The sequence below is a fragment of the Rhodococcus sp. p52 genome, from assembly GCF_000763325.2.
Taxonomy (GTDB): domain Bacteria; phylum Actinomycetota; class Actinomycetes; order Mycobacteriales; family Mycobacteriaceae; genus Rhodococcus; species Rhodococcus pyridinivorans.
This window is the reverse complement of the sequence record NZ_CP016819.1, coordinates 1,910,531-1,932,992: the sequence shown is the minus strand read 5'-3', so window position 1 is coordinate 1,932,992 and position 22,462 is coordinate 1,910,531. Positions and strand designations below refer to the sequence as shown.

Below are 22,462 nucleotides of genomic sequence, written 5' to 3'. Positions count from 1 at the left end.
TCCCGGACTCAGGAGAGCGCGCCCGAGACGGCGAGGACGATCACCGCGACACCCAGCAGGGTGTCGAGCACACCGCAGAACTCCGCGAGCGAGCGGGCGACCACGGTGTTCCGGCGGAAATGAAGGTAGTCCCACGCGGCGTGACCGAGCAGTCCGAGCCCGACGATCACGCCCGCCGGGACGGGGGTGACCGTCACCGCGGCCACCGCGACGGCACCGAAACCCAGCATGGCCACGGTCGACGGCCCGACGAGCATCGCCCGGCCGGCCGGGGTGCGCGCGAGTCCGTAGACGGCGCCCGCGGCACCGAGCGCAACCATCACCACGGTGATCTCGACCGGCACCCCGAACGCGACGACGGCGACCTTGCCGACGCCGATCAGCGCGACGGCGCCGAGGAACAGCGGCCAAGCCGCGCTGCGACGACCCAGCACGGCGGCACCGAGATAGACCAGTGCCGCGCCGGTGAGGATCGCCGGGAAGTCGGTGCCCCCGTCCGCGAGGACGAACGCGGCGAGGGCGACTGCGACGAGGCTCGGCCACCGGCGCAGCACCCCTCGTAGCAGCGCCTTCGGGTCGATGCCGGTCGCAGGTCGATCGACGGGGACGATGGTGATGTCGGAGCTCGTCATGAGGATCCGCCTAAGTTGAACAGTGATGTTCGAGTTGATGGTCAGCGTAACCTGAACATCAGTGTTCGACAAGAGGAGGATCCGTGACCACCCACGAGACATCCCGCCGTCCCGTATCGCTTCACACCAGGAAACGTGCGGACGCCGAGCGGAACATCGAGGCGATCCTCGACGCCGCGCGCATCGCACTGAGTCGTGACCCCGACGCGAGCATCGGGGAGATCGCCAAGGCGGCCGGCGTCGGGCGTGTCACCCTCTACGGCCACTTCCCCACTCGCGCAGAACTCGTCACCGCCGTGGTGCAGCGCGCGCTCGCCGAGGCGGAACAGACCGTGGACCGGATCGACCTCACGGGCGACCCCCGCGACGCCCTTCACCGCCTCATCGCGGGCTCGTGGTCGCTGACCGCCGACGCGGGGGCACTGCTCGCGGCGGCCGAACAAGCACTTCCCGCCGAGGACGTACGCGCCGCACACGACGGCCTGCTCGCCCGCGCGACCGCCCTCATCGAGCGCGGTCGCGCCGAAGGGGCGTTCCGCACCGACCTGTCGTCGTCCTGGCTGGCGTCGGTCCTGCACAGCCTGGTCCATTGTGCCGCAACCGAAGTCGCGGCAGGACGGTTGGCGTCGGAGGACGCCGGCGGCAACATCGCCGCAACGGCCCTGTCGTCGTTCACCCCTCCCGGCTGAGCCGTATCAGCCGGACGCGATCACGCCGTCGACGTTCTGACGCTCGCGGAGCCGGGTGACCGTGTCGTGCAGGTGCTCGTCGAGCAGACGCCGCACCTCCTCCCGGTCGGCGGTGCGGATCGCCTCCCGCAGCACGACGTGCTCGTCCACCTGCACGTGCAGGTCGGGATAGGTGGTCTGCAACGCGCCGAGGCACATCCGCGTCTCGACGAGCAGCGTGCGGGCTGCCCGCACGAGCCGCGGACTGTCGGCACTGGCCACGAGGATCTCGTGGAAACGCCGGTCGCCGTCCGAGACACCGGTGGCGTCCTCGCGTTCGGCGGCGGTGCGCATCTCCTCGATCGCCGGTTCGAGGGCCTTCCACGTCTGTTCGCGACGGCCCTCCAGCACCAGGTCGAGGGCACCGCCCTCGATGACCCAGCGGCTGCGGTAGATGTCGACGACGTCGTCGAAGGTGAGCTCGGTGACGAAGATGCCCCGGTTGCGGATGCTGTAGAGCAGACCTTCGGACAGCAACCGCTGCATGGCTTCTCGCAGCGGGCCCCGGGAGACCTGGAAGTGCGCCGCGAGTTCGGCCTCCCCCAGCTGTTCCCCGGGACCGAGCGCACCCCGGACGATGGCCGACCGGATCTGTTCGGCGATGAGCTCGGCCGTGGACGGCCGGGTGACAGGACGTAGATCTTCCAGATCACCGAGCACCATGATCGGTATCCTCCTCGAACAGTGAGCCCAGCTCCGGGCATTCCACTGTATATCCGGCCAGTTCCAGGCCGTGCCACACGGTGACCTGATTGGCGGTCAGCACCGGCTTGCCGGTCTCCTTCCCGAGTTCCCGCATGATCCGCAGCGTGTGCATCGCGGTGTCGGGCACGAGGACCGCCTGTGCGTCGGGATGATCGTTGGTCCTCACGAATTCGAGGACGGCCTCGTCGGTCAGGGTGCCGACCTCGGCGGCGGTGTCGATGCCGGCGTCGGCGAGCGAGACGACCTCGACATCGGCGTCCGCGAGGAAGGCGACGAACAGTTCGGCGACGTCCCGCGGATAACTCGCCGACACGGCCACCCGGCCGACTCCGAGCGCCCGTAGTGCGGCGACGAACGCGATGCTCGTGCTGGTCGTGGGCACGCCTCCCGCGTCCCGGGAGAGCTGCTCGACCTGGGTGCGTGCCCCCTCGGGTCCGTACACGAAGCTGCCCGACGTGCACGCCCACACGAGAGCGTCGAGGGGCTCGTCCGCGAACTGCGCCGCTCCCCCGGCGAGCTTGGCCGGGCTCCCGAGGTCGAGGAGTTCGGGAACGGCGTGCAGATCGGTTCCGTAGATGTGGGCGACGGGCAGATTCACCCCCAGGAGTTCGGCGGCGAACGGGTAGTCGTCCTCGGCGGCATGATCCGGGTAGACGATCCCGATGGTCGGACGGTCACGATGCATTCAGAACACTCCTCTCAACCACTTTCCCGGCCCGGTCATGGGCAACTTCATCCGTCCCAGGCACGCCCAGATGGTGAGCTGGTTGGCCGTGAGGACCGGCTTGCCGAGTTCCCGTTCGAGCGGCGCGATCAGGTCGTAGGTCGGCAGGTTGGTGCAACTGACGAAGATCGCCTGCGACTCGGGGGTATCGGCCCCGATGATGTGTTCGGCGATGGTGCGGTAGTTGACCTTCCAGATGCCGCCGCCGAGCCCGAGATGCGACGACCGGACGACCTCGGTTCCGGCCTCGTTCAGGAAGTCTCGCAGTAGGTCGGTGAGCTCCCGGTCGTAGGGGGTGATCACCGAGATGCGGGTCAGGTCGAGTGCGCGGAGGGCTTCGAGCAGCGCTCCGGAGGTCGTGACCGCGCACGGTGCGCCCGCCCCGCAGATCGCGTCGCAAAGGGCCTTCTCGTAGGCCACCCCGTTGACGAAACTGCCCGAGGTACACAGATACGCAACGACTTCCGGTTCCACCGACAGCACGTCGCGGGTCGCGACCATCAGGTGCCGCCGGTCGGAGACCATCTCGGCCATGGCACGGCTGACCGGCACCGGCTCGTAGGGGGGTCGAGCGAGGTGCAGACTGACCTCGAGCGGCGCCCATCGCCACAGTTCTCGTTCCAGGGCGAGATCGAAGGGTGCGATCACACCGATGCCCCGCTGAGCCAGAGGACCTTCGAACTCGGGAATGTTCAGTTCCATACGGTCCCTCGGCTTCGTCAAAGAGTTCCCTCAGCCTTGAGGATTGTTGACAATAATACGAGGCGCTCTTACGGTGTCAACGTGGATGCCCAGCCGGTCGTTGCAGTGCTTCATGCCGAAGCCGTGCCGGATCGTGCGTGGATGGCCCCGGTGGCCGAACACGCCACGGTGCGCTACACCGACGCCGCCGGTCTGGCCGACGCACTCGACGGCGCCGACATCCTCTTCGCGTACGACTTCCTCACCGACGCCCTGCCCGCGGCCTGGCACGCCGCGACCTCCTTGAAGTGGATCCATGTCGCCGCGGCCGGGGTCGACGCCCTCATGTTCCCCGACCTGCGCGACAGCGACGTGGTCGTCACCAATTCCCGCGGAGTCTTCGACGGGGCGATCGCCGAATACGTGCTCGCCCAGATACTTTCCTTCGCCAAGGACATCCCCGAATCCCTGCGGCTCCAGCGCGAGCACATCTGGAAGCACCGCGAGTCCGAACGCATCGCCGGTCGCTCCGTGCTCGTCGTCGGCACCGGTCCGATCGGCCGCGCGATCGCACGCCTGCTCTCGGCCGTGGGGATGACGGTCCGAGGCTCGGGCCGGCGCCCTCGCGACGACGACCCCGATTTCGGCACCGTCACCACGACCGCGGATCTACCCGGCGCCCTCGCCGACGCCGATTTCGTCGTCGTGGCCGCGCCTCTCACCGAGCAGACCCGGCACCTGTTCGACGCCCGGATGTTCGCCGCGATGAAGTCGCAGGCCCGCTTCGTCAACGTCGGGCGGGGCGAACTCGTGCGCACCGACGACCTCGTCGAGGCACTGCGGTCGGGCGCCATCGCCGGTGCCGCACTGGATGTGCTCGACGTCGAGCCGCTCCCCGAGGACCATCTGCTCTGGGACATGCCGAACGTCTCGATCACCCCGCACAATTCGGGGGATTTCGTGGGCTGGCGCGATGCGCTGGTGGACGTCTTCATCGACAATTTCCACCGTCACCGCAGTGGCGAACCTCTTCGGAACGTGGTGGACAAGAAGCTGGGTTACGTGCCCGGCGCGTGAGAGTCGGCATCGTCCGACGAGAAGGAGGCACGATGGAGCCCACAGACATGACCGCCGTCGAACTCGTGTCGGCGTTCTCCTCGGGCGAGTTGTCTCCCGTCGAGGTGACACGGGCCGTGCTCGATCGGATCGCGGCGCACGATCGCGAGATCAACTCGTTCTGCCTCGTCGACGAGGAGAAGGCCCTCGACCAGGCACGCCGCTCCGAGGAGCGGTGGCGGACCGGCTATTCGAAGGGTCTGCTCGACGGGGTCCCCATCTCGATCAAGGACGTCTTCCTCACCGACGGATGGCCGACCCTGCGGGGCTCGCAGGCCATCGACGAGAACCAGGACTGGAACGTCGACAGCCCGGTCGCGGCCCGGCTGCGCGAGGACGGAATGGTGCTGGTGGGCAAGACCACCACCCCGGAGATCGCGTGGAAGGCGGTGACCGATTCGGCCCTGTACGGGGTGACCACGAATCCCGTCGATACGACGAAGACTGCCGGTGGCTCGTCCGGTGGCAGCGCGGCGGCGGTCGCGGCCGGCTTCGGTCCGTGCTCCGTCGGCACCGACGGTGGGGGCAGTATCCGCATCCCCGCATCGTTCTGCGGCGTGGTGGGTTTCAAGCCCACTCACGGCCGGATCCCGATCTTCCCCGCCAGCCCGTTCGGGCCGCTCGCGCACGCCGGGCCGATCACCCGGACGGTCGAGGACGCGGCGCTGCTCACCGACATCCTCGCGCTGCCCGATCCCCGGGCCCCGACGGCCCTTGCGCCGCCGCTGACGACCTTCCGCGGTGGCCTCAACCGCGAGGTGGTGGGGATGGACGTCGCCTATTCCAAGACCCTCGGCTACGTCGACGTTGACCCCGAGGTCGGTGAGATCGTCGACCGGGCGGTCCGCGTCCTCGACGAAACCGGGCTGCGCGTGACCGCCGCCGATCCCGGTTTCCCCGATCCGCTCGATGCCTTCGAGAACCTTTGGGCGGCAGGCGCAGCGACGATGCTGAAGACCTTCCCCGAGGGCACGCGCGACAAGGTGGATCCCGGTCTCGGACGCGTGTGGTCCCACGGCGAACAACTCGGTGCCGTGGACTATCTCGAGGCCCGTGCGGTCGCGGCGGCGGGCGGCATCACGATGGGGATCTTCCACCAGAAGTACAACGTGCTGATCACCCCGACGATGCCGATCCCCGCCTTCGAGGCCGGCCACGACGTGCCTCCGGATTCGTCGCTGACCTCGTGGCCGCAGTGGACCCCGTTCACCTATCCCTTCAATCTCACGCAGCAGCCGGCCATCAGCATCCCTGTGGGCACCACCTCGGCGGGTCTGCCCGTGGGCCTGCAGATCGTCGGGCCGCGGCACTCGGACGACCTGCTGCTCGCCGTCGCGCGATTCGCCGAGTACGCGTTGAGCTGAAGAAGCGGTCTGCACGGGAACGGCACCGCACAGACTGTGCGGTGCCGTTCCCGTGCGGTGCCCGTCTATGCGCGTGCGAAGCTCAGCGTCTCCCCCACGACCCCCTGGATCCACAGGTCGTTGCACGCGACGGCGAGTTCGGGCAGGCCATCCTCGATCGTCGCGAAGACGTTGCCCGGCACCCAGCCCACATCGCCGTTGAGCAACAGATTGTTCCGGCCGTAGAACAACGCGAGATCGGTCGCTCCCTGCTGCGCATGGGCCTGCGAGCCGGGTTCGTAACCGTATGCGGGATTACCGATCTCCCACGGTTCGAAGTCGAACAGGCACACATCCCCCGGGATCGGTGTCACCGTCGGGTTCTCCCGGTGCGGTGCCGCGGTGATCCTCGGGACGAGGGTGTAGAGCTCGTTGCGGGCGTACTTGGCGTGGAACGCCGAACCGCTCTGCGGCAGGGCGTCCCACACCGCCGCGCAGGTGAGCGGCGCCTCGTCGTCGAGAAGCCTTGCTCTGCACGTGATGTCGCGCTTGTCGAGAGTGATCGTGATGTATCGGGCCACGCGGACTCCCTCGTTCGACGGATTATCGGACCTCGGCGAGGACCTCGGACCAGATCCCGAGCGCATCCTCGATCTGCCGGGTGGTGACGATCAGCGGCGGGATCATGCGCACCACGTTCATGTGCGCACCGCAGGTCAACAGCAGCAACCCCTTCTGCGCGGCGAGCTGCTGCGCTGCGGACGCCCGCTCCCGGTCGGGTGCTCCGTCGGTAGTGAACTCGAGGCCCACCATGAGGCCGAGGCCGCGCACGTCGCCGATGGCGTCGATCGTGTTCTCCCGTGCACCGGAGAGCAGTTCACGTCCACGTGCGGCGGCGTTGTCGACGAGCCCCTCCTTCTCGATCACGTCGAGAGTGGCCACGGCCGCCGCGCAGGAGACCGCATTAGCTCCGTACGTGCCGCCCTGCGATCCCGGACGGGCGCGCTCCATGAGTTCCTCGGAGGCGGCGATACCCGACAGCGGGAAACCGCTCGCGAGGCCCTTGGCGATCGTGATGATGTCGGGTCGCACGTCGAAGTGCTGATGCCCGAAGAACTTTCCGGTCCGCCCGAATCCGGTCTGGATCTCGTCGAAGACGAGCAGGATGCCGTGTTCGTCGGCCCGCTGCCGCAGTCCCTGGAAGAACCTGGTGTTGCCGGGGACGTAACCGCCCTCGCCCAGGACCGGTTCGACGACGAAGGCCGCGATCTCGTCCGGCGCGACGAGGGTCGCGAACAGGTAGTCCAGTTCCTGCAGGGCGAAATCGGTCGCTTCCTCCTCCGACCAGCCGTAGCGATAGGCCGTGGGGAAGGGAGCGACGTGTACACCGCCCATGAGCGGCGAGAACCCTGCGGAGAAACGGGTTCCGGAGGTGGTCATCGTGGCGGCGGCGACGGTACGGCCGTGGAAACCGCCGTGGAAGACGACGATTCCGGGTCGCCCTGTCGCCTGGCGGGCCAGACGCAGCGCCGCCTCGACTGCCTCGCTGCCCGAATTGGCGAAGAACAGCGAGTCGAGTCCTTCGGGGAGCACCGTGCCCAGGCGTTCGGTGAGTTCGAGCAGGGGCCGGTGCATCACGGTCGTGTACTGCCCGTGGATCAGCGAGCCGATCTGCCGGCGGGCGGCCTCGACGACGTGCGGGTGACAGTGGCCGGTACTCGTGACGCCGATGCCGGCGGTGAAGTCGAGATACCGACGTCCGTCGGTGCCGTGGATGTAGCACCCCTCGGCGTGGTCGACGGTGACGGGCGTTGCCTGCAGCAGGCGGGGTGAAAGACGGGCCATGACGATCCCTCCGAACAGCCGAGGGCGCGAACCCTCGTGCCGGTTGTCGGATTGTTGACAATATGGATAACACGCGGGGAGGGTCGACGCAACGGCGAGCGGTGTAACGGCAGCGTTTCGTCACTCGCACCGCAGGGCATCCGCACAGCAGGAAGCCGCATCGCCCACGGATGAGGACATCATGATCAGCAACGACGACATCGACACCCTCGCTCGCGCCACCGCGTACGGGCCGGACGGTGACAAGCTCGGACGCGTCGGAGAGGTCTACCTGGACAACGACACGGGCCGACCCGCCTGGATCACCGTCGTCACGGGTCTGTTCGGAACGCGCCGGCACTTCGCCCCGATCGACGAAGCCGTGCTCGACAGCACCGGAGTGCGCCTGCCCTTCGACAAGGACACGATCACCGGCGCCCCGAACATCGACGAGAACGGTGAGCTGACCCCGCTCGAGGAGGACGAGCTGTACCGCTACTACCGCCGGTTCGGGGACACCCCTGCAGGGGGTGGATCAACCGGCGATCAGGGCGGATTCACGGACGATCGGGCCGGGTTCACCGACGACCGCAGCGGCCTCGGCGAGCGGAGCGCAGCCGGTGGTGGCCTCGTCGGTGGCGCGGCCGGCGGACCGGGAGGCACCGGGACGCCGCACACCGGCGAGACGTACGGCACCACCACATCGGCGGGAACCGGGCCCTCACCGACACCGCCCGACGTCGCGCGTGAGGAGATCGCCGGCAACTACCGGCCGAGCGAGGGCCAGCGGGACGAATCGCTCGAGCACTCGATGCCGGGGCATACCGCGTCGACGCCGTCCACACCGTCCGGGACCGCGGACTCGTCCACACCGTCCGGGACCGCGGACTCGGCGGCGGACACCGCCCGCCACGCAGCTCCCGGCAGCGACAGCGGCAGCGGCAGCGATCAGGAGATCGTCGGTCCGGGACCGACGGGGCCGGCGCACTCCACGCCGCCGCCGTCGGCCGACACGAGCACGGCCGATGCGAAGACGGACACGGCAGGCGGCGAGGACGCCGACCGGCCGCGCAAGCCGCGCCTGGTGCGCCGCGTCGTGACCACGGAGTACTACGAGGAGGAACCGGACGACGCGACCGGCGCCGACCGTTCCTGATCCACACACGAAGCCGGGACGACCACAATCGATGTGGTCGTCCCGGCTTCGTCGTGCGGTACCACGTGTCGCGCGGTACGGTCCTGCGATCTACAACCAGGTGTCCTCCGTGACAGAGGTGAGGAACGCTTCGAGGTCGTCGCGCCAGGGCGCCGGCGTCGTCTTCTCCGGTTCGATCCCGGTGTACTGCCCGCGGTAGAAGAGCAGCGGGCGTTCCTTCTCGTCGCGCACCTCGCTCAGCGACGACACGCGACCGAAGACCACCCAGTGGTCTCCCCCGTCGTGCACCGTCTCGACCGTGCAATCGATGTGCGCAAGCGATCCCGTCAGGACGGGTGAGCCCAACGGGGAGGGCGTCCAGTCGAGTCCGGCGAACTTGTCGGGTTCGCGAGAACCGAACCGCGCGCAGGTCTCCTGCTGTTCCTCGGCAAGGACGTTGACGCAGAAGCGGCCCGCTCGTTCGGTGGCCGCCCACGACCGCGACTGCTTCGTGGGGCAGAACAACACCAGCGGCGGGTCGAGCGACAACGCTGCGAACGACTGGCACGCGAATCCTACAGGCGTTCCGTCGTCCTCGGTGGTGGTGATGACGGTGACGCCGGTGCAGAACTGCCCGAGCACGGTGCGGAAGGCCTGTGGGTCGATCGCACCGTTCTCTCCGGCCTCCGGCGCGGTCATTACTGCATTCCCACCGAGAAGTCGTGGCCCCACAGGCTCACGGCCGTGGATTCACGGGCGATCCAGTCGTCGTCCTCGACCTGCAGTCCCTCGCAACCGAATTCGACGTCGAATCCGCCGGGGGTCTTCATGTAGAAGGACAGCATCTTGTCGTTGACGTGGCGTCCGAGCGTCGCCGACATCTTGACCTTCTTCCGCAGTGCGCGGTCGAGGGCGAGACCGACGTCGTCGGAGTTCTCCACCTCGATCATCAGGTGCACGATGCCCGACGGGGTGGGCATGGGCAGGAAGGCGAGGCTGTGGTGGCGCGGGTTGCATCCGAAGAACCTCAGCCAGGCCGGTTTTCCGTCGGCGGGCCGGCCGACCATCTGCGGAGGCATCCGCATGGAGTCGCGCAGGCGGAAACCGAGCACGTCGCGGTAGAAGCGCAGCGATTCCTCGTCGTCGCGGGTCGAGAGCACCACGTGCCCGAGACCCTGCTCGCCGGTGACGAACTTGTGCCCGTACGGGCTGACGACGCGGCGGTGTTCGAGGGCGGCACCGTGGAACGCCTCGAGGGTGTTGCCCGACGGATCCTGGAAGACGATCAGTTCGTCGACGCGACGATCGGCGAGTTGCTCGGCGGTGCCCTCCTTGAACGGGACGCCTGCCGCGGAGAGACTGTCGCGAACCGACTGGAGATCGGCGGCGTTCGCGGTCTCCCAGCCCGAGACGAGCAGCGTGTCGGACTCGTGCGGCTCGATGACGAGCCGGGCCGGAAAGTCGTCCATCCGCAGGTACAACGCGTCGGCGTGGGTGCCCTTGCCCTCGATCATGCCGAGGACCTTGAGTCCGTACTCGCGCCAGGCCGGGACGTCGGTGGCGCCGATCCGGAGATATGCCAGCGACCGGATACTCATCTATTCGACTCCATCCGTGAGGAAATCCGCTGTCAGGCGGTTGAATTCGTCGAACTTCTCGAGCTGGGCCCAGTGGCCGCATCCACCGAACACGTGCAACTGTGCACGCGGGATCATCTTCAGTGCGACGAGTGCACCGTCGAGCGGGTTGACGCGGTCCTCGCGACCCCAGATCAGCAGTACCCGCTGACGGAGTTTGTAGGCGTCGCGCCAGAGCATCCCCTTCTCGAATTCGGCGCTGGAGAACGACTTCCCCATCGCCTTCGCCGCAGCGAGCGACTCGGGGGTGCTCGCCGACGCGAACCGCTCCTCGACGAGCTCGGGGGTGATCAGCGACTGGTCGAAGACCATGATCCGCAGGAACGCCTCGAGATTTTCGCGGGTGGGCTCGTACGAGAACCGGCCGAGATTCTTGACCCCCTCGGTGGGGTCGGGTGCGAACAGGTTGACGCTCAGCCCACCCGGCCCCATGAGGACGAGTCGCCCTGCGCGCTCCGGGTAGTCGAGCGCGAACCGCACGGCGGCACCACCACCGAGCGAGTTGCCGAGGAGGTGGACGCGGTCGGTGATCCCGAGCGTGTCGAGCAGGTCGCTCAGCGCGGACGCGCTGTGCACGAAGTACTGCGGATGCTCGGTCGGCTTGTCGGCCCTGCCGTAGCCGGGCTGGTCGACGGCGAGCACGTGGAACCGTTGTGCCAGCACCGGAATGTTCCTGGCGAAGTTCGACCACGACGACGCGCCCGGGCCACCGCCGTGGAGCAGGACGATCGTGGTGTCGTTGCCGACACCGGCCTCGTGGTAGTGCAGGCGCAGGTCGTCGCGGACCTGCGCGAAACGGGAGGTCGACTCGTAGGTGATCTCGTCGATTGCGGTCACATCCACCCCTAGACCATCGTGTCGGTGATCGGCAGACCGAACTCGGCGGCACCGAACATCACGTAGGCGCGCTCGGCGTCATTGGCGGCGTGCACACGACCGGCGTGCGCGTCGCGCCAGAAACGCTGGATGGGTGTGCCGTCCGCGAGTGCGGTGGCACCCGAGTTCTCGAAGAGACGGTCGATCGACGTGATTGCACGGCCGGTCGCGCGGACCTGGTCGCGACGCGCCCGCAGCCGCAGTTCCATCGGAACCTCCTCGCCGGCGAGGAGGTGGGCGTACTCGTCGGCGACGTTGCCCGACAGCTGGCGCCAGGCCGCGTCGATGTCGCTGGAGGCCTCGGCGATGCGCACCTTGGCGAACGGATCGTCCTTGGCTTTCTCGCCGGCGTACGCCGCACGGACACGCTTGCCCTGGTGTTCGACGTGCGCCTCGTACGCGCCGTAGGCCATGCCGACGATGGGCGTCGAGATGGTCGTGGGATGGATGGTGCCCCACGGCATCTTGTAGACGGGTGCGGTGTTGCGCTCGAGCCCGGGCGAGGCGAGGTCGTTCATGGCCTTGAAGCTGAGGAAGCGGTGGCGCGGGACGAAGACGTCCTTGACCTTGATCGTGTTGGATCCGGTGCCGCGCAGGCCGACCACGTGCCACACGTCGTCGATCTCGTACTCGGAACGAGGGATCAGGAAGCTGCCGAAGTCGACGGGGCGGCCGTCCTTGATGACCGGGCCACCGACGACGACCCAGCTCGCGTGGTCGCATCCGGACGACCAGGCCCACGCACCGTTGACCTTGTATCCGCCGTCGACGACCTCACCGGCACCCATGGGCGCGTAGGACGAGGAGATGCGGACGTCGGTGTCGTCGCCCCAGACCTCTTCCTGGGCCTGCTGGTCGAAGAGTGCGAGGTGCCAGTTGTGGACGCCGATGATGCCGGAGACCCATCCGGTCGAGCCGCACGCGCTCGCGATGTTGCGCACCGCGGTGAAGAAGGTGACGGGATCGGCCTCGTATCCACCCCACTGGGCCGGTTGCAGAAGTTTGAAGAAGCCGGCCTCCTGGAGCTCCTTGATCGAGTCGTCGGGCACCCGGCGCAGATTCTCGGCCTCCTGCGCACGTTCTCGCAGCGTGGGCAGCAGAGCGTCGATCCGCTGCAGTACCTCGTGGCTGTCGTGGTCACCCACTGGACGCTCCCGTCTGTTCAGGAATTGATCGCTTGTACCGAGACTAGAACATGTTCTTATTCGTGTCGAGACGCGCCGCACCCGCAGGTAGACAATCTCTGTGGCGGGACCAAAGTCCCCGAACCCTTCCCCTCGGGACGCGAATTCTATAACGTGTTCTAGAAGAGATTTCCGGAGGGAAGTGAGCGGACATGGCACAGATTCGCGAGATCGACGTCGGAGAGGTCCGGACGCGTTTCGCGCGAGGCTGGCACTGCCTCGGCCTCAGTCGCACGTTCAAGGACGGCAAGCCTCACGCCGTCGAGGCCTTCGGCACGAAACTCGTGGTGTGGGCCGACAGCAACGGCGACGCGAAGGTGCTCGACGCGTACTGCCGCCACATGGGCGGCGACCTGTCACAGGGCGAGATCAAGGGCGATTCGGTTGCGTGCCCGTTCCACGACTGGCGCTGGGGCGGCAACGGCAAGTGCACGGACATCCCGTACGCCAAGCGTGTTCCCCCGCTGGCCCGCACCCGTTCGTGGATCACGATGGAGAAGCACGGCCAGCTGTTCGTGTGGAACGACCCCGAGGGCAACACCCCGCCTCCGGAGGTCACCATCCCCGAGATCGAGCAGTACGGCTCGGACGAGTGGACGGACTGGACCTGGAACCAGATCCGGATCGAAGGTTCCAACTGTCGCGAGATCATCGACAACGTCGTCGACATGGCGCACTTCTTCTACATCCACTACGCCTTCCCCACGTTCTTCAAGAACGTCTTCGAGGGGCACATCGCGGAGCAGTACCTCAACACCCGCGGCCGGCCGGACAAGGGTATGGCGACGCAGTACGGGCTGGAGTCGACGCTCGAGTCGTACGCGGCCTATTACGGCCCCTCCTACATGATCAATCCGCTGAAGAACAACTACGGTGGGTACCAGACCGAATCCGTGCTGATCAACTGCCACTACCCGATCACGCACGATTCGTTCATGCTGCAATACGGCATCATCGTCAAGAAGCCGCAGGGCATGTCACCCGAGCAGTCCGACGTGCTGGCCGCCAAGCTCACCGAGGGTGTCGGCGAGGGCTTCCTGCAGGACGTCGAGATCTGGAAGAACAAGACAAAGATCGACAATCCCCTGCTGTGCGATGAGGACGGTCCGGTCTACCAGCTCCGCCGCTGGTACGAGCAGTTCTACGTCGACGTCGCCGACGTGACGGAGAAGATGACGGGCCGCTTCGAGTTCGAGGTCGACACCGCCAAGGCCAACGAGGCCTGGGAGAAGGAGGTCGCCGAGAATCTCGAGCGTAAGAAGCGCGAGGAAGAACAGGGCAAGCAGGAAGCGGAGGTGTGACGATGAGTGCCTCGACCCGGCGGAGCAGATGGGCGAAGTCCCCGGACTTCTCCCAGTGGCCCGAGCGGGCCGAGGCCGTCGCCGCCCAGACCGCGATCGACAAGATCAACTATCTGGATTCGGGTCAGCACGAGGTGCAGTGCCGCGAGTGCGGCACCTGCGTGCTGGTGCGCAAGAACAGCCTGTCGCACACGAGCGTGCAGTGGCAGGAGGATCCGGACACCGTGTGCCCGACCTTCCGCGAGACCGCCTCGCTCCGAGGCTCGTCCATCACACCGCGCGAAGGGTGTCCGCGGCTCCGGGAGAGCATCGACCGGGCCGTGCTCGACGGCACCCTTCCCGTACCGGACGGATCACCCACCTGACCGATTCCGACCCCGATCGACCCCGCGACGGCACCGTCCCTATCGGACGGTGCCGTCGCTCGTCGTCGGCCGGCGATATCGCGTTCCAGTGTCGGCGTCACCGCGTCTTCGCTTCACGTCCAGGGCTCTTCGCATTCGGGGATGGACTCGGCACCGCCATTTCTATAACGTGTTCTACATGACGAAGCAGGAGTACGACATCGTTGTCGTCGGCAGCGGTGCCGGCGGAATGACCGCCGCCATCACCGCAGCCCGCAAGGGCGCCGACGTGGTCCTGATCGAGAAGGCGTCGCGCTACGGCGGGTCGAGCGCCCGATCGGGCGGCGGTGTGTGGATTCCCAACAACGAGGCGCTGAAGTCCGCCGGGGTGGACGACACCCCCGAAGAAGCCCGGAAGTACCTCCACAGCATCATCGGCGACGGCGTACCTGCCGAGAAGATCGACACCTACATCGATCGCGGACCGGAGATGCTCTCCTTCGTCCTGAAGAACAGCGCCCTCGAACTGCAATGGGTACCGGGCTATTCCGACTACTACCCCGAGGCGCCGGGCGGACGTCCCAGTGGCCGTTCGGTCGAACCGACGCCCTTCGACGGCCGCCGTCTCGGCGAGGATCTCGCTCTCCTCGAACCCGACTACGCCCGAGCTCCCAAGAACTTCGTCATCACCCAGGCCGACTACAAGTGGCTGAACCTGCTCATGCGGAATCCGCGCGGACCGGTTCGCGCCATGCGGGTCGGCGCTCGGTTCGTCTGGGCGAACATCACCAAGAAGCACCTGCTCGTCCGAGGCCAGGCGCTCATGGCCGGGCTGCGGATCGGTCTGCGCGACGCCGGTGTGCCCCTGCTACTGGAGACGGCGCTCACCGACCTCGTCGTCGAGGACGGGGTCGTGCGCGGCGTCGAGGTGGTCGCGAACGGCGAGAAGTGCGTCATCCGTGCCCGCAAGGGCGTGATCCTCGCAAGCGGCGGTTTCGAGCACAACGCCGAGATGCGGGCGCAGTACCAGCGTCAGCCGATCGGCACCGAGTGGACCGTGGGCGCGAAGGCGAACACCGGAGACGGCATCCGCGCCGGACAGAAGCTGGGCGCCGCAGTCGATTTCATGGACGATGCCTGGTGGGGACCGTCCTTCACTCTCACCGGCGGCCCGTGGTTCGCACTGTCGGAACGCAGCCTCCCCGGGTGCCTCATGGTCAACGCCGCAGGCAAGCGTTTCGTCAACGAGTCGGCGCCCTACGTCGAAGCGACGCATGCGATGTACGGCGGCAAGCACGGCCGCGGCGAGGGACCGGGCGAGAACATCCCCAGCTGGCTGATCCTCGATCAGCGCTACCGCGACCGCTACACCTTCGCCGGCATCACCCCCCGCACTCCCTTCCCCCGCCGGTGGCTCGAGGCCGGGGTGCTCGTCAAGGCCGGTTCCGTCGCCGAACTCGCCGAGAAGATCGGGGTACCGGCCGACGCCCTCACCGAGACGGTGCAGCGGTTCAACGGCTTCGCCCGGGCCGGCAAGGACGAGGACTTCGGCCGCGGCGAATCCCACTACGACCACTACTACGGGGATCCGCGCAACAAGCCGAATCCGAGCCTCGGCGTGGTCGACAAGGCCCCGTTCTACGCGTTCAAGGTGGTCCCCGGCGATCTCGGCACCAAGGGCGGGCTCGTCACCGATGTCCATGGCCGGGTGGTGCGCGAGGACGGCAGCGTGATCGACGGCCTGTACGCGACCGGTAACGCCAGCTCCCCGGTCATGGGTCACACCTACGCCGGGCCCGGCGCCACCATCGGACCGGCGATGACCTTCGGCTATCTCGCGGCCCTGGACATCCTGGACCGCACGCGTGACGAACGTGCCGAAGAGCTGCGAGAATCCGCCGACACCGTGTGACCCGATCGACTCGCGTTCGAGCCGTAGAAAGGAAGTACCCGTGCCCATCGATCCCTCGGTTGCCGTCGGAGCCGAACTGCCCGCTCAGGAGTTCGAGTGGAGCAGCACCGATGTCCAGCTCTACAACCTCGGCATCGGTGCCGGGTCCCATCCCACCGACGCGGGTGAACTGCGTTACCTCCGGGACAGGGGTCCCCAGGTACTCCCCACCTTCGCGACCGTCGCCGCGACCTTCCACCAGGTCGAGCCGCCGAAGGTCTCATTCCCCGGGATCGAGATCGATCTCGCCAAGGTCGTCCACGGCAGCCAGGAGGTGACCGTGCACGCGCCCATCCCCGCTTCGGGCAAGGGCCGCACGGTCACCCGCATCGCCGAGGTGTGGGACAAGGGCAAGGCCGCGGTCGTCGTGCAGGAATCGGTGACCGAGGATCTCGACGGCAATCCCCTGTGGACCGCGCGGTCGTCGATCTTCGCCCGCGGTGAGGGTGGTTTCGGCGGCGAGCGCGGCCCGTCGGAGTCGGTGGAGTATCCCGATCGTGAACCGGACGCCGAGTTCGACGTGCCGACCCTTCCACAGCAGGCGCTGCTCTACCGCCTGTGCGGCGACCGCAATCCCCTCCACTCCGATCCCGAGTTCGCATCCGCGGCGGGCTTCCCGGCACCGATTCTGCACGGGCTGTGCACCTACGGCATCGTGTGCAAGGCGGTGACCGACGGTCTGCTCGACGCCGACGCATCGCGCGTGAAGGGATTCCGCGCCCGGTTCGCCGGTGTGGTCTTCCCCGGCGAGACCCTCCGGGTGCGCGTGTGGAACGACGGCGACCGCAAACTCGTGACCGTCTCCGTCATCGAACGCGATCTCGCCCCTGCCCTGGCCGACGTGGTACTCACCGTGGCGTGATCGCCACGCCCTCCCGAAAGAGCGACATTCGAACATGACACTTCGTGATTCGTCGCCGCGCCTGTCGCGGCGCGGTTTCCTCGCGGCCGGCGCCGGTGCGTTGGCGGTCTCCGCCCTCGGTGGATGGACCCCGGTACATGCCGTCCCCTCCGGGTCCGCGGCCTCGACGCTCCCCACTCCCCCGGTGTTCCCCGACGGCATCGATCTCTACCAGCAGGCGTACCAGAACTGGTCCAAGGAGATCATGCTGGACGCCATCTGGACCTGCGCGCCTCGCACCCCCGACGACGTGGTGCGCCTGGTGAACTGGGCGCACGAGAACGGATACACCATCCGTCCGCGCGGGGCCATGCACGGCTGGACACCGCTGACGATCGTCAACGGCGCACCCGTCGACCGGGTGATCCTCGCCGACACCATGCTCCATCTCGACTGGGTCCAGGTGAACCCCGGAGGCTCCCCCGCGACCGTCACGGCAGGTCCCGGCGCGACGCTCGACGTCATCACCACTGCATTGCAGGACCACGGTCTCGGACTCGCGAATCTTCCTGCGCCCGGCGTGTTGTCGATCGCCGGGGCGCTCGCCGTCAACGCGCACGGCGCCGCCCTGCCCGCCAACGGTGAATCCACCCTCCCCGGTCACACCTTCGGGTCGCTGAGCAATCTCGTGACCGAACTGACCGCCGTCGTGTGGGACGGCAGCGCCTACGCACTGCGTACCTTCACCCGCGCCGATCCCGAGATCACCCCGCTGCTCACGCATCTCGGCCGGACGTTCATCACGTCCGTCACGTTGCAGGCCGGACCGAACTATCGCATGCGCTGCCAGTCCTTCACCGACATCACCTGGCAGGAACTGTTCTCCCCCGCCGGTTCGCCGGGTCGGACCTTCGAGTCGTTCGTCGATTCGGCGGGGCGGGCCGAGGCGATCTGGTATCCGTTCACGGAACGTCCGTGGATGAAGGTGTGGTCGCTCGCACCGGAGAAGCCGGCCACCTCGCGGGAGGTCACCGGGCCGTACAACTACCCGTTCTCCGACAACGTGCCCGAACCGATCACCGACCTGCTGGGGCACATCACGGCCGGGAACACTTCGATCGCACCGGCTTTCGGTCAGACCTATTACGGCGTGACCGTGGCCGGTCTCGCAGCGACGGGATCGTCCGACATCTGGGGCTGGTCGAAGGATCTGCAGTTCTACATCAAGGCGACCACCCTGCGACTGACCGAGGGTGGCGGTGCGGTGCTCACGAACCGCGCCAACATCGCCAACGTGATCCACGACTTCGCGCACTGGTTCTCCGAGCGCATCGAGCACTACCGCAGCCTGGGACAGTTCCCTCTCAACGGTCCGGTCGAAATCCGGTGCTGCGGACTGGATCGGCCGGAGGACGTCCTCGTCCCGTCGGCGGGACCGCCGACGATCGCGTCGACCCGCCCGCGTCCCGACCACCCGGAATGGGACACCGCCATCTGGCTCAACGTTCTCGGTGTCCCGGGAACTCCCGGCATGTTCGCCTTCTACCGGGAGATGGAGCAGTGGATGCGGCAGCGGTACAACGGAAGCGACTCGACCTTCCGGCCGGAATGGTCGAAGGGCTGGGCGTTCGGTCCCGACCTGCCGTACACCGACGAGCAGATCCTGACGCAGGGCCTGCCCGACACCTACCGGGAAGGTGTTCCCTCGGACGAGAACTGGGATTCGGCTCGCGCGGGCTACAACCGTCTCGATCCGCATCGGGGCTTCAGCAACACCTTCATCGACACCCTGCTCCCCTGATCTCCCACGGGCGTCCTCGCTCACCACGGGCACAGCGCAGTCCTTTGCTAGGGTTCGCACCATGCGGAACGTGCGAAGGTGGATCGGTGCTGCTGCTGTGCCCGTGCTGGTTCTCGCGGGAGGTGTGACACTCGCGGGAACCGCGGTGGCCCTTCCCGACACGGGTTCGGTCGCCGTGTCGAACGGCACCGACGCCCCGGTGACCTTCGAGGCCGACGGCACCACCTTCCACGGCAGCCTCCGCAACCCGGACGGAGCCGCGGTGGCCGCCGCACTGCTGCTCCCGGGCAGCGGCACCACCGATCGCAACGGCAACCAGCCCGGCTGGGCGGCCGACACCCTGGTGCGCACCGCGGACGCACTCGCCGCCCACGGCATCGCGAGCCTGCGCTTCGACAAGATCGGGGCCGGTGAGACGGGCCTCGGGTCCTACACGGTCGAGACCATCGGCGAGTACGGCTTCACCGAGCAGGTCGACCACGCCGAAGCCGCGGTGCGTCTGCTCGCTGAACACACCGGAGTCTCCCCCGAGGAGATCCTCGTCCTCGGACACAGCGAGGGTGCACTGACCGCGCTCGCACTCGCCGATCGCGGTATCGGAAGCGGCTTCGCACTTCTCGCTCCGCTGCCGATGCGCTACCTGGACCTGCTGACCGCCCAGCTGAATGCCGTGGTGGATTCCGGACAGCTCGGCCCCGACGGCGAGGCGGTCCGGGCCGACCTGCCGCGTGCCGTCGAGTCGCTGCGGACGACCGGGGCCTTCCCCACCGATCTGCACCCGATCCTCGCGCAGTTCGGCATGAACCCCGCGAACGCGAAGTTCCTCTTCGAGTCCGACCAGCTCGACCCGGTTGAGCTCGCCGCGGAGCTGGCGGCCGACACCCCGGTGCTGCTCACCTGTTCCGACAAGGACCTGAACATCAACTGCGCGCAGGTCGAGCCGCTGCGAAACGCCCTCGCCCACACCGACCTGCAGTTCGAGCACTTCACCACCGCCAACCACAGTCTCGAGGAACTCGGCCCGCTGCAGCCCGGCCCGGCCGACCAGGTGGCGCTGCTGCCCACCTCGTTCGAGTTCTCGGCGGCGATCGACAGTTGGGCGGCCGCACGCGGTCGCTGACTGTCGTGTTGTAGGTGATTGTCGTGGTGTAACTCGGGTATCCCGGGCACATGACAGCACTGCACGCCGTGGCCCTGAACTGCACGCTCAAGCCGTCCCCCGCCGAGTCCAGCACCGACAAGATGGTGGCGCACGGGTTCGACGCACTATCGAAGCACGACGTCAGCGTCGAAACCGTCCGGGTCGTCGACTTCGACGTCAAGCCCGGTGTCGAAGCCGACATGGGCGATGGGGATCAATGGCCGGAGATCGTCGAGCGCATCGTCTCGGCCGACATCCTGCTCGTCGCCACACCGACCTGGGTGGGACACATGTCGAGCGTCGCCCAGCGCGTCCTCGAGCGGCTCGATGCCGAACTGTCGAACACCGACGACGAGAACCGTCCACGCATGGTGGGCAAGGTCGGGATCGCCGCAGTCGTCGGCAACGAGGACGGTGCGCACAAGATCGTCGCCGACCTGTTCCAGAGCCTCAACGACATCGGTTTCTCGATCCCTGCGCAGGGCTCGACCTACTGGAACGGCGAGGCGATGTCGGGGACCGACTTCAAGGATCTCGACGAGATCCCCGAAGCGGTGCGCTCGACCACCGAATCCGTCGCCCGCAACGCCGTGCACCTGGCGACGCTGTTGCGTCAGCGCCAGTACGCGCCCTACCCGGGATGAACCCACCCGCCGGCCGGACGCCGACGGTCAGCGACTGACGGCCTTCTGGTACCTGCGGATCGCGAACGGCACGAACACGATCAGCATCAACGCTGTCCACATCAGCGACGCGAGGACCGGATTCTGCAGGGGCCACACGTCGGGGGGCGGCACCATGGGATTGGTGTTGCCGAACAGTTCGCGGACCGCCTGCGTGACGGCCGAGATGGGATTCCATTCGGCGATGACGCGCAGCACCGTCGGCATCGACGACGGGTCGACGAACGTGTTTGCGATGAACGACAGCGGGAAGATCACCATGAAGCTCGCGTTGTTGAAGACCTCGGGTGTGCGGATCCACATGCCGATCACGGCCATCACCCACGACAGGGCGTAGGCGAACAACAACAGCAACAGGTAGCCGGCGAGCGCCTCACCGACCGAGGTGTTGATCCGCCACCCCACGAGAAGACCGGTCAACGACATCACCACGAGGCTGAGCACATTGATCAGCACGTCGGTGCTGGTGCGTCCGATGAGCACCGCGGACGGGGCCATCGGCAGCGACCGGAACCGGTCGATGATGCCCTTCTGCAGGTCTTCGACCATCCCGAGGCCCGTCCAGGTGGATCCGAAGATGACCGTCTGGGTGAAGATGCCTGCGATGAGGAACTCCCGGTACGAGACGCCGGGAACGTCGATCGCGCTGCCGAAGACGTATGCGAAGAGCAGCACGAACATGATCGGCGACAGCGTCGTGAAGACCAGCAGATCCGGCACACGCTTGATCTTGATCATGTTGCGCTTGGCAATGGTCAGGCCGTCGGATGCGACCATCTCGAGTGTGTTCACGACACCGCCTCCTCGACCTTCTCGTCCGTGCCGCGACCGGTGAGCGTGAGGAACACGTCGTCGAGGGTCGGTTTCCGCAGTGCGACGTCGGAGACCCGGATGCCCGCGGCCGACAGCTTCCCGAGCGCCATCACGAGCCCGTCGGTTCCGCCGCCCGAGTCGCCGCTGACCGGCACGGTGATGCGGCCGGTACTGCGCTCGACCCTGACCTCCCCGGACGCCACCGATTCGAGCTCGCGAACCGCGCGGTCGCGCTGATCGGTGTCGGTCACGGCGAGTTCGATGCGTTCGCCACCGACGCGGCTCTTGAGCTCGTCGGCCGTGCCGCGGGCGATGACCGTGCCCCGATCGATCACGACGATGTCGTCGGCGAGGCGTTCGGCCTCGTCCATGTACTGCGTCGTCAGCAGCAGCGTCGTGCCGCGTTGCACGAGGGTGTCGATGACGTCCCACAACCCGAGGCGGGCCCGCGGATCGAGACCCGTCGTGGGTTCGTCGAGGAACAGCACCGGAGGATCGGCGACGAGCGCACCGGCGAGGTCGAGGCGGCGTCGCATACCGCCCGAATAACCCTTGACCGGGCGATCGCCCGCTTCTTCGAGATCGAACTGTTCGAGCAACTCGCGTGCCCGGAGGCGACTGCGTTTGGCGCCGAGGTGGTACAGCCGGCCGACCATCTCGAGGTTCTCGAAGCCTGTGAGATATTCGTCGACCGCCGCGTACTGCCCCGATGCTCCGATCCTGGAGCGGAGCTTTCGCGCCTCGGTGAGGACGTCGTATCCCGCCACTTCGGCGCGACCGGCATCGGGGACGAGCAGTGTCGTCAACACCCGCACCGTGGTGGTCTTTCCGGCCCCATTGGGCCCGAGCAGCGCGGTGACCGTCCCCTCCGGCACTCGCAGATCTACCCCGTCGAGCGCTCTGAGCTGCCCGTATGTCTTGATCAGTCCTTCTGCAACTATGGCGTCGGCCATCAGTTTCTCCCCTGACTGTGGTGGTGAGCACAGTGTGCACGAAGAGACC

The 22,462-nt window shown here is 67.3% G+C and carries 23 protein-coding genes; 11 read left to right on the top strand and 12 right to left on the bottom strand.

The window, feature by feature from the left end; translation table 11 throughout:
- Positions 1 to 8: 8 nt before the first annotated feature.
- Entirely contained in the window at positions 9 to 632 is a 624-nt protein-coding gene (locus IM25_RS08940) for a hypothetical protein (protein WP_006550437.1), read from the bottom strand.
- An 83-nt stretch (positions 633 to 715) separates the two neighbouring features.
- On the opposite strand from IM25_RS08940, the gene IM25_RS08935 reads away from it, so the two are divergent.
- A complete protein-coding gene (locus IM25_RS08935; protein WP_033096904.1) occupies positions 716 to 1,321 on the top strand; it encodes a TetR/AcrR family transcriptional regulator in 606 nt (201 codons plus the stop codon).
- A 6-nt stretch (positions 1,322 to 1,327) separates the two neighbouring features.
- Here the strand turns inward: IM25_RS08935 and IM25_RS08930 are convergent, their stop codons facing one another.
- Genes IM25_RS08930 through IM25_RS08920 form a run of 3 tightly spaced genes read right to left on the bottom strand, consistent with a single transcriptional unit; the run spans position 1,328 to position 3,491 of the window.
- On the bottom strand, positions 1,328 to 2,023 hold the full coding sequence (locus IM25_RS08930) for a GntR family transcriptional regulator (protein ID WP_033096905.1): 696 nt from the start codon (positions 2,021 to 2,023) through the stop codon (positions 1,328 to 1,330).
- Positions 2,010 to 2,750 (bottom strand): maleate cis-trans isomerase family protein, encoded by a 741-nt coding sequence (locus tag IM25_RS08925; RefSeq protein WP_006550440.1) that lies wholly within the window; start codon positions 2,748 to 2,750, stop codon positions 2,010 to 2,012. Before IM25_RS08925 ends, IM25_RS08930 begins: the two co-directional genes overlap by 14 nt.
- The gene (locus IM25_RS08920; RefSeq protein ID WP_065995973.1) at positions 2,751 to 3,491 is read right to left on the bottom strand and encodes a maleate cis-trans isomerase family protein; all 741 of its coding nucleotides are present in this window, start codon (positions 3,489 to 3,491) and stop codon (positions 2,751 to 2,753) included. It lies immediately after the preceding gene.
- Positions 3,492 to 3,632: 141 nt separating this feature from the next.
- Here IM25_RS08920 and IM25_RS08915 point away from each other — a divergent pair, with 141 nt between their 5' ends.
- Together IM25_RS08915 and IM25_RS08910 are read left to right on the top strand one after the other, a co-directional pair.
- Positions 3,633 to 4,547, top strand: coding sequence for a D-2-hydroxyacid dehydrogenase (locus IM25_RS08915; RefSeq protein WP_050993520.1), 915 nt, complete (start codon positions 3,633 to 3,635; stop codon positions 4,545 to 4,547).
- Between the two features lie 32 nt (positions 4,548 to 4,579).
- Complete coding sequence (locus tag IM25_RS08910; RefSeq protein WP_065995972.1) at positions 4,580 to 5,950, top strand: amidase; 1,371 nt, start codon at positions 4,580 to 4,582, stop codon at positions 5,948 to 5,950.
- A gap of 65 nt (positions 5,951 to 6,015) precedes the next feature.
- Here the strand turns inward: IM25_RS08910 and IM25_RS08905 are convergent, their stop codons facing one another.
- Positions 6,016 to 6,510, bottom strand: coding sequence for a DUF3830 family protein (locus IM25_RS08905; RefSeq protein WP_019290153.1), 495 nt, complete (start codon positions 6,508 to 6,510; stop codon positions 6,016 to 6,018).
- A gap of 22 nt (positions 6,511 to 6,532) precedes the next feature.
- On the bottom strand, positions 6,533 to 7,774 hold the full coding sequence (locus tag IM25_RS08900) for an aspartate aminotransferase family protein (RefSeq protein ID WP_033096909.1): 1,242 nt from the start codon (positions 7,772 to 7,774) through the stop codon (positions 6,533 to 6,535).
- Positions 7,775 to 7,955: 181 nt separating this feature from the next.
- Here IM25_RS08900 and IM25_RS26050 point away from each other — a divergent pair, with 181 nt between their 5' ends.
- The gene (locus IM25_RS26050) at positions 7,956 to 8,909 is read left to right on the top strand and encodes a PRC-barrel domain-containing protein (protein ID WP_157126945.1); all 954 of its coding nucleotides are present in this window, start codon (positions 7,956 to 7,958) and stop codon (positions 8,907 to 8,909) included.
- A gap of 90 nt (positions 8,910 to 8,999) precedes the next feature.
- Here IM25_RS26050 and hsaB read toward each other — a convergent pair whose 3' ends face one another.
- The 4 genes from hsaB to hsaA are packed head-to-tail and all read right to left on the bottom strand — an operon-like array spanning position 9,000 to position 12,546.
- Complete coding sequence (gene hsaB, locus IM25_RS08890; protein ID WP_033096910.1) at positions 9,000 to 9,587, bottom strand: 3-hydroxy-9,10-secoandrosta-1,3,5(10)-triene-9,17-dione monooxygenase reductase subunit; 588 nt, start codon at positions 9,585 to 9,587, stop codon at positions 9,000 to 9,002.
- A complete protein-coding gene (gene hsaC, locus IM25_RS08885) occupies positions 9,587 to 10,486 on the bottom strand; it encodes an iron-dependent extradiol dioxygenase HsaC (protein ID WP_019290158.1) in 900 nt (299 codons plus the stop codon). Before hsaC ends, hsaB begins: the two co-directional genes overlap by 1 nt.
- Positions 10,487 to 11,362, bottom strand: a complete 876-nt coding sequence (hsaD, locus tag IM25_RS08880; protein ID WP_065996508.1) for a 4,5:9,10-diseco-3-hydroxy-5,9,17-trioxoandrosta-1(10),2-diene-4-oate hydrolase — start codon at positions 11,360 to 11,362, stop codon at positions 10,487 to 10,489.
- An 8-nt stretch (positions 11,363 to 11,370) separates the two neighbouring features.
- Positions 11,371 to 12,546: a 3-hydroxy-9,10-secoandrosta-1,3,5(10)-triene-9,17-dione monooxygenase oxygenase subunit gene (gene hsaA, locus IM25_RS08875; protein WP_006550450.1), complete on the bottom strand. Its 1,176-nt coding sequence runs from the start codon at positions 12,544 to 12,546 to the stop codon at positions 11,371 to 11,373.
- Between the two features lie 191 nt (positions 12,547 to 12,737).
- Between hsaA and IM25_RS08870 the strand changes: the two genes are divergently transcribed.
- The 7 genes from IM25_RS08870 (at position 12,738) to IM25_RS08840 (ending at position 20,608) form a co-directional block, all read left to right on the top strand.
- Complete coding sequence (locus IM25_RS08870) at positions 12,738 to 13,886, top strand: Rieske 2Fe-2S domain-containing protein (protein ID WP_006550451.1); 1,149 nt, start codon at positions 12,738 to 12,740, stop codon at positions 13,884 to 13,886.
- Positions 13,887 to 13,888: 2 nt separating this feature from the next.
- The gene (locus tag IM25_RS08865; RefSeq protein WP_033096911.1) at positions 13,889 to 14,251 is read left to right on the top strand and encodes a hypothetical protein; all 363 of its coding nucleotides are present in this window, start codon (positions 13,889 to 13,891) and stop codon (positions 14,249 to 14,251) included.
- Positions 14,252 to 14,429: 178 nt separating this feature from the next.
- Positions 14,430 to 16,142 carry a 3-oxosteroid 1-dehydrogenase gene (gene kstD, locus IM25_RS08860; protein ID WP_006550453.1) on the top strand — a complete coding sequence of 571 codons (1,713 nt, stop codon included), beginning with the start codon at positions 14,430 to 14,432 and terminating at the stop codon, positions 16,140 to 16,142.
- Between the two features lie 40 nt (positions 16,143 to 16,182).
- Positions 16,183 to 17,043: a MaoC/PaaZ C-terminal domain-containing protein gene (locus IM25_RS08855; RefSeq protein ID WP_006550454.1), complete on the top strand. Its 861-nt coding sequence runs from the start codon at positions 16,183 to 16,185 to the stop codon at positions 17,041 to 17,043.
- 34 nt (positions 17,044 to 17,077) lie between these two features.
- Entirely contained in the window at positions 17,078 to 18,823 is a 1,746-nt protein-coding gene (locus IM25_RS08850; protein ID WP_065995971.1) for a cholesterol oxidase substrate-binding domain-containing protein, read from the top strand.
- A 61-nt stretch (positions 18,824 to 18,884) separates the two neighbouring features.
- A complete protein-coding gene (locus IM25_RS08845; protein WP_228044839.1) occupies positions 18,885 to 19,943 on the top strand; it encodes an alpha/beta hydrolase family protein in 1,059 nt (352 codons plus the stop codon).
- Between the two features lie 50 nt (positions 19,944 to 19,993).
- Positions 19,994 to 20,608, top strand: coding sequence for a flavodoxin family protein (locus IM25_RS08840; RefSeq protein ID WP_033096912.1), 615 nt, complete (start codon positions 19,994 to 19,996; stop codon positions 20,606 to 20,608).
- Positions 20,609 to 20,635: 27 nt separating this feature from the next.
- Here IM25_RS08840 and IM25_RS08835 read toward each other — a convergent pair whose 3' ends face one another.
- Both IM25_RS08835 and IM25_RS08830 read right to left on the bottom strand, forming a co-directional pair.
- Complete coding sequence (locus IM25_RS08835; protein ID WP_170318477.1) at positions 20,636 to 21,424, bottom strand: ABC transporter permease; 789 nt, start codon at positions 21,422 to 21,424, stop codon at positions 20,636 to 20,638.
- An 11-nt stretch (positions 21,425 to 21,435) separates the two neighbouring features.
- Complete coding sequence (locus tag IM25_RS08830) at positions 21,436 to 22,413, bottom strand: daunorubicin resistance protein DrrA family ABC transporter ATP-binding protein (RefSeq protein WP_033096913.1); 978 nt, start codon at positions 22,411 to 22,413, stop codon at positions 21,436 to 21,438.
- Positions 22,414 to 22,462 lie beyond the last annotated feature (49 nt).